Here is a 12,680-nt window from a genome sequence, read left to right as displayed (position 1 = left end):
TGCTGCTCGTTATGAAATGGATCGGTCCAGTACATATACGGTCATGGCGATGTCTTCTTCCAGGCTGATATCGGAAAAAATCCGCAAAATTTTGGCGTCGATAATTTCCTCCAGCTTCGCTACTACCGCCGGATCATTGTAAATGTTCTTCACCAGCTTCGTACGCGCATCGTGAACCATTCGTCTGCCGTCTTCGGACATAATCATGAACTTTTCTACGTTGGTCAAATTGCCTTTCATCTCGCAAATGACCCACGGCCCGCAAAACCGAGTGAGGATTTCGCGCGGACCGTTTCCAACGTATTCCTTGCGTATCTCGCGCACAAGCATGCTGAATTGGTGCTCAAGACTTTTTGTCATTCGATATTCTCCTTTAGCTCCCCGACCTTGTTCTGACGGGGAGCCAGCATAATATAGCTGATGACCAGGATAAAAATAACGAGCGATAAAATCAGATTGTTCATCGCATCATCCCGATTGACGATGATAAAACGCACAGTGCCTGTGATCCCGATATAGATCAGATAGCGCAACGGAAAGTGATACGCTTCGTGGAAATACTTGACGATCATCGAAACGAAGACAAAGTAGAGAAAAAAGGCCAAGACTTTTTCCAAAATATCATGGACGTTATTATTTCCTTGAAGGGCATCCAGTACAATGGCATACAGTTCGCGTACAAGGTAAAAGCTCAAGACCAACCCGAGAATGATGAGCGAAGTATTTAGCATAAGTTGATAAAAGCGCACGATTGTCAATTCGTTTTTGCTTTTCGTCATCCAACTAGCTGACCTCCTCTTCAAAAAGCTTGCTGCCTGTTTCATCAGTCTTTCAATCCTTCCCCGACTCCTTTCAGCAGGTTGATGCCAAATCCCATCGCCCGGTTGATGTCCGGATCGCGCAACGCTTTTATCAAATCGAACACGCCGACCTTTGCTCCCGACTGCAAAGCTTCATCCGCTCTTTGCAGCCCTTTGGTAACGCCGGCCATCAGCTTTTTGGTCATTTCCGGATCGAGCTCTGTCAATCCTCCCGCCGCCGCCATCGCATTGTTAATCATGTTCGTGACGGGCGGACGAACCATTTGTCCGACGACGATTTTGGCGATATCTTCTTTCGCTTCGACAGCGGCGTTGAGCGCCCCCAGTATGCCGCTGTCATGCAGCTCCTGCAGCAGCTTGATCGTCGCCTGAATCCCCTCCGGATTTTCGGCCAGGGATTGCAGGACGCGATCGACTGTTTGCGCTTGTTTTTGTTCTTCGCTAACCTCTGGTTTCACTACTTTCGTTATCGGTCTTGCCATTATTTTTCTCCTCCCGCAACGTTAACTTCTGCAATCGGCACGTAATCTTCTCTCGCCCATTTCCGCTCTACCTGGACACCCAGTTGCGGGTTTCGTTTCGCGTAGCGAGGATTGTACATAGGCAGCGGGGTCATGCCTTTTTCTTTGAGCAGCTCCATGCGCACCTTCGTCTGTTTGTACGCAGGGGTTTGCGTGCGAACGTCGCCCACGCTGCCTGTCAGCAGGTTGATCGCATTTTCATGGCTGACGGAGTGCATCGGTACGTACAGTTCGTTGCCGCTGACCCGATCGGTCACGAGCACCCGCAGCTTGATCGCTCCGTACGGCGAGACGAGGCGAACCAGGGAACCGTCTTGCACGCCGCGTTCGCGGGCAAGTTCAGGCGAAACCTCCACAAACACTTCCGGCAGTTTGTACTGGATTCCTTTTGACTTGTTCGTCATGTTTCCTTCGTGGAAATGTTCCAGCAATCGACCATTATTCAAAGTAAGGTCAAATTCCGATGGATATTCCACAGGCGGAATGTATTCCACGAGCGAAAGTCTCGCTTTGCCGTCCGGGAAGTTGAAGCGCTCCTGGTAGAGAAGCGGTTCGTCGGTGCCGTCTTTTTGTACCGGCCAATGCAAGCTGTTCCATCCTTCCAGACGGTCGTAGGACACGCCTCCGTAAAGCGGCGCCAGGCTGGCGATTTCGTCCATGATTTCGCTCGGATGCTGGTAGTTCCAGTTGGCTCCCATGCGTTGCGCGATCATCTGGATGATCGCCCAGTCCGGCTTGGAATCGCCAAGCGGTTCCAAAACTTGATACAAACGCTGGATGCGTCTTTCGGTGTTCGCGAACGTACCGTCTTTTTCCAGCGATGGCGACGCAGGCAAGACGACATCGGCAAATTGCGCCGTTTTGGTCAGGAATACGTCCTGGACGACGAAGAAGTCGAGCTTGCTGAGCGTGTCGTGCACGTGGTTCGCGTTGGAATCTACCCACGCCATGTCTTCGCCCATCAGGTACATCGCTTTCAGTTCGCCTTTTTCGACGGCTTCCAGCATTTCGATATTGGTCAAGCCCGGTTTGTTGGAGATGGTGACGCCGTACGCTTTTTCAAATTTCGCTCTCGCCGCATCATCGGTAATATGCTGGTACCCTGGCAGCCAGGTAGGCAGCGTGCCCATGTCGCAAGCGCCCTGGACGTTGTTGTGTCCGCGCAAAGGATAAGCGCCCGCTCCTGGACGGCCGTAGTTTCCTGTCACCAGCAGCAGGTTGGAGATCGCCGCCGATGTATACGAGCCTGCGACGTTTTGCGTGACGCCCATTCCCCACAAAACGCAAGTGCCGTCCGCTTCATGGATCATTTTGGCGGTCTGGATCAGTTGTTCTTTGCCGAGTCCGGTAACTGCTTCGGCGTAGTCCAGCGTGTATTTTTCCAGCATGGCGCGATATTCGTCAAACTGGTTCACCCGCGCCCGGATATACGCCTCGTCATGCCAGCCCTGGTCGATGATGTACTTCGCAACGGCCGTCAGCCAGACAAAATCGGTTCCTTGTTTCGGGTGCAGGAACAGATCGGAGCGCTCTGCCATCTCATGCTTGCGCAGGTCGGAAACAATCAGTTTTTGCCCGTGCAATTTTTTCGCCCGTTTTACGCGGGTTGCCAAAACGGGATGGCCCTCTGTCGGGTTCGCCCCGACGATGATGACCAGTCCGGCGCTGGCGATATCTTTAATCGTGCCTGAGTCTCCGCCGTATCCGACAGTTGCGAGCAGTCCGTCGGTTGCGGGCGATTGGCAATAGCGGGAACAGTTGTCGATGTTGTTCGATTCAAAAACTTGGCGCGCCAGCTTTTGCATCAGGTACGCATCTTCGTTTGTCGTTTTCGACGAGCTGACAAAGCCAAGCGCTTCGCCTCCGTAGGTTTGCTTGATCGCACCCATCCGCTCGGCAATCAGCGTCAGCGCCTCATCCCACGTCGCCGGAACGAAGGCGTCGTCTTTGCGAATCAGGGGCGTAGTCAAGCGCTGGTCGCTGTTGACAAAATCCCAGCCGAACTTCCCTTTCACACATGTGGAGACGCTGTTGACCGGAGAGTCTTCCGTTGGCTCCACTTTCAAAATGTGGCGGCCTTTGGTCCATACTTCAAACGAACAGCCTACGCCGCAGAACGTACAAACCGTTTTCGTTTTTTTGGTTCGCGTCTCCCGCATCGCCGCTTCGACTTCTGAAATCGCAAAAATGCTGCTGTACCCAGGCTCGACTTCTTTAATCAGATCGATCATCGGGTTCAGCAGGTCTTTTTGAATGCCTGACATGAATCCTGCCTCGCCGAGCATCGATTTTTCCATCAGCGCATTGCACGGGCAAACGGTCACGCACTGACCGCAAGATACGCACGAGGAGTCGTTAATCGATTTGTTGTCATCCCAAATGACTCGCGGGATTTCCCGCTCCCAGTCGATGGTCAGCGTTTCGTTTACTTGCAAATCCTGGCATACTTCGGTACAACGTCCGCAGAGGATGCATTGATCGGGATCGTAGCGGTAAAAAGGATGCGACATGTCCACTTCGTAGTTTTTGCCGCGGAACGGACGCGTTTGGTGGTCGATTTCGAGCAACTCTGCCGTGTTGTGCACCCGGCAATTTCCGTTGTTGTTGTCGCAGACGGTGCAATACAGCATGTGGTTTTCCAGGATGCGGTCCATCGCTTCGGTCTGCGCGCCTTTTGCCCGCTCGGAGGAAGTGAGAATCTTCATCCCGTCTGCAATCGGCGTCGAGCACGCCCGCATAATTTTTCCGTCCACTTCGCACATGCACGTATCACAAGTTTGAACTGGGCCTAAAATGGGTGAGTAGCATATATGCGGATGCTCGATGTCGTGTTGCAGCAGGTAGTCCAGGATGCGGGTCCCTTCTTCCGCTTCGTGCTTCACGTTGTTTAGTTCAAACTTTACCTTTTTCATTTCCCAAAAACCTCCAGAATCATAATAAAAGCCCACCATAAAACAATTCGGGCATAACGCATGCACAAATTGTCTTATGGTGGGCTAATGACTAAGCATCAATTGATACCAGTTATCCATCCCATTCGTATGGAGGAGATCAGGATGCGTTGGCTATACGTGATGACCAACCATCAATGATCGACTATAGCTTCATTATAGCACCAAAACCGCCCGAAAATCCAACTCTTTTTGTTGAAGGATTGCTCACACCTTGCCTTTCACATATCTTGCGTTAAAAATGAACAGCCGCATCAGCAAAAACAGCGACGGAATGAGCAACACCATCCCGCCGATGAAAGCCGCGACCAAAAACTTGGCCATCGTCGGATTCGTGACGCTCGTATGAAAGGAGACGTACGGGTAGAGCAAATACGGCAAATGGGACTTTCCGTACCCCCAGAACGCCGTGAAAAATTGCAGCATGACGGAAATGAACATCCAGCCGTATGCCCTTTTGACGATCAATAAGCGCAGCGCATTCAAGAAGAAGCCAAACGACAAAATAAACCAGATGCTATGGTCCATGAGCGAAGAAAAATGCTCAGGATTATGCTTCCACAAGGCCATAAAGACGAGCAAAGACGCAAAAATCGTCGGCAAGCTGTTAAACAGCGCCCATTGCCGCAGCACGCCCTCTGCCTGCGCGTCCTCCGCCCGATTCGCGTAATAGGTCAAAAAGCTTGCGCTGATAAACAGCACACTCACGAGAGCCAAAAACACAACGGCCCAGGAATACGGGCTGTAAAAAAGGTTGCCGGGCAAAAAATGCGGGACGCCGCCGTCCATTTCGATAAATCCCCCTTCCGATATCGTCAGGACGGTGGAAAAGGAAGCCGGGATCAGGACGCCTGTTGCCGCGTACAAAAAATGGTACAGGTGGCTGCTCGGATTGCCGTATTTGCTGAAGGCGTAAAAAGAGCCGCGAATCGCCAGCAAGACCAGGGCGACGCTCGCCGGGACGAGCAGCGCTGTCCCGTAGAAATAGCCTGTCTCCGGAAAAAAGCCGACGATGCCGACGAAAAAGAACACGAGAAAGACGTTGGTCACTTCCCAGACCGGCGACAAATAGCGGGTAATCACTTTGTTGATGATTTCTCCTTTGCCTGTGATCCTTCCGTAGTAGGAGAAAAAGCCCGCCCCGAAGTCAATCGAAGCGACGATGATATAGCCGTACAAAAACAGCCAGAGGATGGAGATTCCAAGCCCTTCCGTCGTCACGTCTGCTCACTCCTCGCATCCAGTAGCGGCTCCACCGGATTTCTGCGCGCCATTCGAACCAGCACATACACGGTCAATATGCCTAATAGAGCGTAAATCACACTAAACAGGACAAGCATCGCCCCGACGTCTGGCGATGTTGTCGCCGCCTCTGCCACGGTCATATACCCGCGCAAAATCCACGGCTGCCGCCCTACTTCAGCAAAAATCCAGCCAAATTCGATCGCAAGCATCGACAACGGGCCTCCGAGCACGATCAGGCCGAGCAGCCAGCGGTTCCATTCCAGTTGCGGCTTCCAGATCCGGCAAGCGACAAAGATACAGGAAAGCACAATCATGAAGCTTCCAATCCCTACCATCAGGTCGAACCAGTAATGAATGATTAAGGGAGGCCAGTTTTCTTTCGGAATGTCGTTTAAGCCCGTGACCTCTCCCTGAAAGCTGTCGGTTGCCAAAAAGGAGAGCATGCTTGGCAATCGGAGGGCGTAGTTCACCTCGTTCGTCGTTCTGTCCAAGGTTCCCCCTACCAGAAGGTCAGCGTGCGTTTTCGTCTCAAAATGCCATTCCGCCGCAGCCAGTTTTTCCGGCTGGTAGGCAGCGAGAAACTTGCCCGACAGATCGCCCACCACGGCCGTCGCCACTGCAAAAATCAGTCCTACCGTCATGCTCAGTCGCAACGCCTTTTTATAGTACTCGTTGCGGTGGCCCCGCAAAATAAACCAGGCCGCAATGGCGGCGATCACGAAAGCCGTTGTCATGTACGCAGACGTGAGTACGTGCGCTACCTTGGTCGGCGTCGCCGGGTTGAACATCGCTTTTAACGGCTCGATGTTCGCAATCGCTCCGTTTTCGATCGTAAACCCTTGTGGCGTATTCATGAACGCATTTACCGTCGTTATGAAAAAGGCGGACAGGCCAGAGCCAATCGCGACCGGAATCAAGACGAGCAAATGAAAGAGCGGCTTTTTAAACCGGCTCCACGTGTACAGGTAAATCCCTAAAAAAATCGCTTCAAAGAAAAAGGCAAACGTCTCCATAAATAGCGGCAGAGAAATCACTTGCCCCGCGATTTTCATAAACCCCGGAAACAGAAGGGACAATTGCAGGCCGATGATCGTCCCCGTCACGACGCCAACCGCAACCGTGATCGAATACCCTTTGGCCAGCCTGCGCGCCAAAAGCCTGTACTGCTGGTCTTTTTTCACAATCCCCATCGTTTCAGCCAGTAACAGCAACAACGGCATTCCCACTCCGATGGTGGCATAGATGATGTGAAACCCTAACGTAAGTCCGAATAAAATTCTGCTTTGCAACGCCAAATCCATCCGCTTTCCTCCTTGGCAGCATTCGGTCGTCCCTGCTCGTCTCCCGGTGGAACCCGGCAGCAGCGCTCACTTTTTCCGCGTCGTTTTCATCCTTCATTCCCTGCACGGGGATTTTGTCTGTATGCATTCTCGCGCCTCCTTGCTGTCGCGGTCAATGAACGTGCTTCTCGGCTTCCTGCATGCCTTCGCCCATTCCGCGCAAAAAGTTAATCATGGAGCCAAGCGCGAGGGTGACGTTCGGCTCCATCATCGCCCTGCCCATTCCCATCAGGCCCATCGGTTTCTCGCTTTTCGTGTCCGTTAACCGCACGATTCCATGATCGACGGCGTTCAAGATGTTTTGCAGCTTGCCCAAAAACTGCAGCGCGTTCATCCCGTTTTTCATGATCCGGTGCATGCCGGGCTGGTTGAGCTGGGACACGGCGATAACCCCGATGTCATGCCGATTTTTCAGCGCTCCCTGGACGATGTCCAAGACGCCAATCTCCTGCAATTCCTTCACGATATCGAGCAACGTAATCAGCGCCTGGTGGTTTTCGCTCACCGCATCCAGCACCTGCTGGATCGCCTTTTGCTTTTCTTCCTCTGGCGTGGGAATGTACCGTTCAATGTTTGTAATCGCTTTGGCCATCGGCTTGCCCTCCTGTTCCGAGTAAATCGGGGATGGAAATCCAGTCGTCACGCTTCCGTCCTTGATGTCTCGTTCTTCGGCCAGCTCCGGCGAAACCTCCAGCCACGGATTCGGAACCTTGTGGGTAATTCCCGTCGCTTTATACGTCATGTTTCCTTCATGGAAATGCTCCAGCAGGCGGCCGTTGTTCAGATGCAAGTCGAAGTCCTTCGTCAGCTCGAACATCGGCGGCAGCCAGTCAACCTGAATCAGTCGTGCCTTTCCATCCGGGAACGGGAACCGCTCGGTAAAGAGCAACGGCGTATCCTCCCCGTCAGGCTTCACTGGCCATAGCTGGCTGTTCCAGCCTTCCAGCCGCTCGTAGCTGACTCCGGCCTATTATACCTCCAAAAGAACAACTTGTAAATCATGTTCCAGCCTTCCAGCCGCTCGTAGCTGACTCCGGCAAACATCGGAGCGAGGCTGGCTGCTTCCACCATGATTTCACTTGGGTGCGTGTAGTTCCCGTTTGCGCCCATCGTGTTGGCCAGATCGCGAATAATCATCCAGTCCGGCCTGGATTCGCCCAACGGCTCAAACACTTTGTGCAGCCGCTGAATCCGCCGTTCCGTGTTGACGAACGTCCCGTCTTTTTCCAGACTCGGCGATGCGGGCAGCACCACGTCGGCAAACTCGCCCACAGGATGCACATGCCGTCGGCTTCGTGAATCATCGTCGCCAGCTTTATCTGCTCTTCTTTTGTCAACCCGGTCACTTCTTCGGCATATTCGAGGGTGAACTTTTGCAGCGATTGGACGAACTCTTCGTAGCCGTTTACCCTTGCTTGAATAAATTCTTTTGCTTCCCAGCTCTGGTCGATGATGTATTTCGTAATCGCGGAAATCCAGACCAGATCGGTTCCCGGCTTCGGATGCAGATGCAAATTCGCTTTTTGCGCCAATTCGTTTTTCCGCAGATCGACAACCGCGAGCTTTTGCCCAAACAGCTTGTGCGCTCGCTTGATCCGGGTCGTCAGCACCGGGTGGGATTCCGCCGGATTGGCCCCGACCACGATGACCAGGCCGGCGCTTTCGATGTCCTGAATCGTTCCCGAGTCGCCGGAGTAGCCAACCGTCCGCATCAACGCCATGGAAGCAGGCGACTGGCAATAGCGGGAGCAGTTGTCGACGTTGTTCGTCTGGATGACAGAGCGGGCGAACTTCTGGAAAATGTAATTTTCTTCATTGGTGCATTTGGAGGAAGCGATGAAGCCGATCGAATCTGGCCCGTACTTTTCTTTCAGTTCGTTCAGTTTCTTGCTGATAAACCCAAGCGCTTCTTCCCAGCTCGCTTCGACGAATTTGTCGCCTTTGCGAATCAACGGCCTGGTCAAGCGTTCTTCGCTGTTGACGAAATCCCAGCCCCATTTCCCTTTGACACAGGTGGAGATGCCGTTTACGGGCGCTTCTGGCTGCGGCTCGATTTTCAAGATTTTGCGGCCTTTCGTCCATACCTCGAAGCTGCAGCCTACCCCGCAATACGTACAGACCGTTTTGGTCCGCTTAATCCGGGTTTTGCGCATGCTGGCCTCGATTTCGGATACGGCAAAAATTTCTTTGTAGCCAGGTTCCACTTCTTTGGTGATGTTAATCATCGGCTCCAGCACATCGGCGGGAATCCCTGTCATATACCCGGCTTCGCCGAGCATGGATTTTTCCATTAACGCGTTGCATGGGCATACGGTGACACAATGCCCACAGGAAACACAGGAAGACTGGTCGATCGGCACATCGTTGTCCCAGATTACGCGCGGATTTTCGCGGTTCCAGTCGATGGAAAGCACTTCACTGACTTGCAGATCCTGGCATGCTTCCACACAGCGGCCGCACAGGATGCATTGATCGGGTTCGTAGCGGTACATCGGATGGGATAGATCGGGGGGATACGGCTTCGGCTTGAACTCGTATTTTTGATGCTCAATTTCCAGGTACTCGGCGGTGTTGTGGACGACGCAGTTTCCGTTGTTGTTGTCACAAACCGTACAGTACAACTCGTGATTGCGCAAAATGCGCGACATCGCCTCCAACTGCGCTTCTTTGGCCAGCTCCGACTTTGTGTTGACGATCATTCCCGGCTCGCTCCCCGTTGCACAGGAGCGAACCAACTGGCCGTTCACTTCCACCATACATGTATCGCACGTCTGAATCGGCATCAGATTGGGATGCTTGCAGATATGAGGAATATAACAATCATGGGATTCTGCCACATCCAAAATCGTTTGCCCTTGCACGGCGGGGTACGTTTCGTCGTTGATTTGAATCGTGTACGATCGCTCGTCCATTTTGCCATCCCTCCACAAAATAAAGAACATTCTGGTATGTACGCAAAGCAAACAAAGGTAAATAAAATGCCTGTACCCTTTCTATTCTGAAGTTATTCTGTCGTAACGCTGGGGGATTATACATTTTTACGCAGACGCTGTCCGGGCGCACGAGCTGCAGCTTTACATTCCGCCTGCTCACGTTGGCAACAAAAAACCCAGGGTGTTTGCCCTGGGTGTCGTGCCGGAGAATCGCGTATAGAGAGCGGTATGACGGCGCGATTTTATCGTTGGCACTCGGCCCGATCATCGGGGACATCCTCATGTACATCTTTACCAGCTCGATGCTGACGTTTCGCGGCCAAGGGTTGCCGGAAATCTTGCGGCACGCGTTGCCCAGGGCCATTGCGATTCCGGCGCTGCTGCTTCTGGGCAGCGCGTCGTTTATATCGGGAGCGCTCGTATTGATTAACTACGCCTTCATCGTGTCCCGCTATTTAAGCCCGGAGACTCCGGTGTACGTACTGTTGATTCTATTTGTTGCGGTAGCGAGCTTCGGCGCCTTGCAAGCTTCGAAAACGGTGCTGTACAGCACGGAGCTGATTCTGATTTTGAACGTGCCGCTCCTGCTGTTTTCAATTGTCAAGGCGGAAGCTGGCTCAGCGAAGGGACAAAGCGCTATCACCACGTGCTGCGAAAGCTGCAGACGCTTGGCGTCGATCCGATCGGGTTTGGCTTGCGCTATCGGGCTACCCACTACGAGCGGGAAAAAGACTGGGAGAGATGGAAAGCGATCTATCCCCGGCTCGACTGGCAAATCAAGGTGAACATCGACCTCGTCGGATCGGGCGGAATCAAATGACACAGCCGCCCACAAAGACAAAACGACCCTCTGCACGGGGTCGCCAGTTTCTACTCTTCTTTTTTCATGACGCTGTACTCGTCGCGCACCATGGAGACGTCATCGCCTTGCTGGGTCATCTCCAGCTTGTACAAAATGTCGGAAAGCACCGAGGCGACGATCAAGGTCAGATCGCCCGTATTGACGGGTTGGCGAAAATAGTGCCCGATCATCTCGTAGCCTTTTCGCTTGAACGATTCGGTGTCGTCCTCGCCCAAGGCATCACACAATTCTGCGATCAACTCGTTCAACGCGATTCGCGCCCGCTCGTACACGTCGGGCTGATCGGTGGAAACGACATCTGCTTCCTTTTTCTGGCCCAAATTGTCTCTCCTCCTTCCCCCTATAGGGTGGAACAGGAACAAATTTTTATGCAGAATCCGCTTGGCGTGCTGTCCGCGCCTGCGAAGTGCGGATGCCCGTCAATGCCTGGAGCAGCACGCGGTCGTAGTGCGCTTCAGCGTCAGGCTTGCGGGAATCGAGCAGCGTGCCGAGCACAGCGCCCAAAAACCCGAGCGGAATCGAAATCAAGCCGGGGTTGGTCAGCGGAAAAATCGGCTCGGCCAAAATGAAGCCGGTCTGTGGATTCATCACGGTCGGTCCGGCCACGACGAGTACGACGGACGCGATCAGCCCCGTCAACACGCCGCAAATCGCCCCGCGCACGGTAAAGCGGCGCCAGTACAGCGTAAACAACAAGAGCGGCAAATTGGCCGAGGCGGCGACGGCAAAGGTCAGACCGACGAGAATCGCGACGTTCATCTTTTCCGCGCCGATCGCCAGCCAGATGGAAGCGAATCCGACGGCAACCGACGAGCATTTGGCCATCGCGACTTGTTCTTTTTCCGACGCCAGCCCCCGCCGGATCAGATGGCTGTAGACGTCATGGGCAAAAGCGGACGAGGCGGACAGCACCAGCCCGGTCACCACGGCCAAAATCGTGGCAAAGGCGACTGCAGCGATGTAGGCCATCAAAAATTCGCCGCCGAGCGCATCCGCGAGCAGCGTCACGGTCAGATTGCCGCCAAAGCCGACATTTTTCAGCGCCTCATAGCCGACGAAGGCGCTTGCGCCAAAGCCGAGAAAAATCGTCAGCAAATAAAACGCGCCGATCACCCACGTAGCCGTGTAGATCGAGGAACGGGTGGTCACCGCATCCTTGACCGTAAACAGGCGGGAAATGATGTGCGGCAGCCCGGCGGTGCCGAGAATCAGGGCGAGATGCAGCGAGATCGTCTCCAGCGGATCGTTCAACTGGTTGCCCGGATGCAAAAATTGCTCCTGCAACGGCGTGATCGTGCTGACGTGGGAAAACATCTCCGACAGGCTCCAGCCGAATCGCGAAAAGACGATCAGACTGAGGATGAGCGTCCCCGTCAGCAACAAAATCGCCTTCACAATCTGCACCCACGAGGTCGCGACCATCCCGCCGAAGACGACGTAAAACGTCATCAGGCTGCCGACGATCATGACCGCCGTATCGTAGTGGACGCCGAGCAAATAGTGGATGAGCGCCCCTGCCCCGACGAGCTGCGCGATCATGTAAAAAATCGTAATCAACAGCGTCGTACAGGCGACCACCCCGCGCAGCCACAAGCTGTCGAAGCGGACGGCAATCGCGTCGGCGAGCGTATAGCGCCCGAGGTTGTGCAACGGCTCCGCGATCAGAAACAAAATGATGAGATAGGAGACAAAAAAACCGATGGCGTACACGAAGCCGTCAAAGCCGTACATGGCAATCGTCCCGGCGATGCCGAGAAACGAAGCCGCGCTCATGTAGTCGCCCGCAATGGCAATGCCGTTTTGCAGACCCGTCAGGCGGTTGCCGGCGGCGTAAAAATCTCTGGTCGTTCCCGTCTGCTTGGCAGCCGAATATGTAATCGCCATCGTCCCGATTATGACAGCCAAAAAGAAAATGATCGTCGTCACGGACCCGCTCTCCTTTCCCCGCGCCAAACGAAAAAGCCCAGGGATCACCCTGAGCCTTTTTGCCTGGCAGGAGCTTCCTTG

The 12,680-nt window shown here is 53.7% G+C and carries 10 protein-coding genes and 1 pseudogene; 1 reads left to right on the top strand and 10 read right to left on the bottom strand.

What is annotated here, in order from left to right:
* Window positions 1-9: 9 nt before the first annotated feature.
* The 8 genes and pseudogenes from AC3WQH_RS02065 to AC3WQH_RS02030 all read right to left on the bottom strand — a co-directional run.
* Window positions 10-360, bottom strand: a complete 351-nt coding sequence (locus AC3WQH_RS02065) for a Na-translocating system protein MpsC family protein (RefSeq protein ID WP_005832873.1) — start codon at window positions 358-360, stop codon at window positions 10-12.
* Window positions 357-779, bottom strand: coding sequence for a phosphate-starvation-inducible protein PsiE (locus AC3WQH_RS02060; protein ID WP_026557025.1), 423 nt, complete (start codon window positions 777-779; stop codon window positions 357-359). The genes AC3WQH_RS02065 and AC3WQH_RS02060 overlap by 4 nt, the downstream gene beginning before the upstream one ends.
* 44 nt (window positions 780-823) lie before the next feature.
* On the bottom strand, window positions 824-1,303 hold the full coding sequence (locus AC3WQH_RS02055; RefSeq protein WP_005832877.1) for a helical membrane plugin domain-containing protein: 480 nt from the start codon (window positions 1,301-1,303) through the stop codon (window positions 824-826).
* Window positions 1,303-4,254 (bottom strand): formate dehydrogenase subunit alpha, encoded by a 2,952-nt coding sequence (gene fdhF / locus AC3WQH_RS02050; protein ID WP_026557024.1) that lies wholly within the window; start codon window positions 4,252-4,254, stop codon window positions 1,303-1,305. The genes AC3WQH_RS02055 and fdhF overlap by 1 nt, the downstream gene beginning before the upstream one ends.
* Before the next feature lie 246 nt (window positions 4,255-4,500).
* On the bottom strand, window positions 4,501-5,514 hold the full coding sequence (locus tag AC3WQH_RS02045) for a cytochrome d ubiquinol oxidase subunit II (protein ID WP_007785108.1): 1,014 nt from the start codon (window positions 5,512-5,514) through the stop codon (window positions 4,501-4,503).
* Window positions 5,511-6,839 carry a cytochrome ubiquinol oxidase subunit I gene (locus tag AC3WQH_RS02040; protein WP_327990816.1) on the bottom strand — a complete coding sequence of 443 codons (1,329 nt, stop codon included), beginning with the start codon at window positions 6,837-6,839 and terminating at the stop codon, window positions 5,511-5,513. Before AC3WQH_RS02040 ends, AC3WQH_RS02045 begins: the two co-directional genes overlap by 4 nt.
* A 151-nt stretch (window positions 6,840-6,990) precedes the next feature.
* A complete protein-coding gene (locus AC3WQH_RS02035; RefSeq protein ID WP_274388432.1) occupies window positions 6,991-7,212 on the bottom strand; it encodes a helical membrane plugin domain-containing protein in 222 nt (73 codons plus the stop codon).
* Window positions 7,213-7,668: 456 nt separating this feature from the next.
* Window positions 7,669-9,790, bottom strand: a pseudogene (locus AC3WQH_RS02030) (molybdopterin-dependent oxidoreductase); the annotation flags it as partial.
* 667 nt (window positions 9,791-10,457) lie between these two features.
* Between AC3WQH_RS02030 and AC3WQH_RS02025 the strand changes: the two are divergent.
* The gene (locus AC3WQH_RS02025) at window positions 10,458-10,631 is read left to right on the top strand and encodes a Ger(x)C family spore germination C-terminal domain-containing protein (RefSeq protein ID WP_157179549.1); all 174 of its coding nucleotides are present in this window, start codon (window positions 10,458-10,460) and stop codon (window positions 10,629-10,631) included.
* 50 nt (window positions 10,632-10,681) lie between these two features.
* On the opposite strand, the gene AC3WQH_RS02020 is transcribed toward AC3WQH_RS02025, so the two are convergent.
* Window positions 10,682-10,993: a hypothetical protein gene (locus AC3WQH_RS02020; RefSeq protein WP_005832886.1), complete on the bottom strand. Its 312-nt coding sequence runs from the start codon at window positions 10,991-10,993 to the stop codon at window positions 10,682-10,684.
* A 46-nt stretch (window positions 10,994-11,039) separates the two neighbouring features.
* Entirely contained in the window at window positions 11,040-12,557 is a 1,518-nt protein-coding gene (locus tag AC3WQH_RS02015) for a solute symporter family protein (protein WP_206699488.1), read from the bottom strand.
* Between the last annotated feature and the right edge of the window lie 123 nt (window positions 12,558-12,680).

The sequence above is a fragment of the Brevibacillus sp. FW301-21C12A genome, assembly GCF_058788915.1.
This window is presented reverse-complemented; position numbering and strand designations above follow the sequence as displayed.

Bases quoted from the DNA above. Each gene is read 5' to 3' on its own strand.
- AC3WQH_RS02060 (WP_026557025.1), bottom strand. From the start codon at position 779: ATGACGAAAAGCAAAAACGAATTGACAATCGTGCGCTTTTATCAACTT.
- fdhF (WP_026557024.1), bottom strand. From the start codon at position 4,254: ATGAAAAAGGTAAAGTTTGAACTAAACAACGTGAAGCACGAAGCGGAA.
- AC3WQH_RS02015 (WP_206699488.1), bottom strand. From the start codon at position 12,557: ATGGCGATTACATATTCGGCTGCCAAGCAGACGGGAACGACCAGAGAT.
- AC3WQH_RS02065 (WP_005832873.1), bottom strand. From the start codon at position 360: ATGACAAAAAGTCTTGAGCACCAATTCAGCATGCTTGTGCGCGAGATA.
- AC3WQH_RS02040 (WP_327990816.1), bottom strand. From the start codon at position 6,839: ATGGATTTGGCGTTGCAAAGCAGAATTTTATTCGGACTTACGTTAGGG.
- AC3WQH_RS02055 (WP_005832877.1), bottom strand. From the start codon at position 1,303: ATGGCAAGACCGATAACGAAAGTAGTGAAACCAGAGGTTAGCGAAGAA.
- AC3WQH_RS02035 (WP_274388432.1), bottom strand. From the start codon at position 7,212: ATGAACGCGCTGCAGTTTTTGGGCAAGCTGCAAAACATCTTGAACGCC.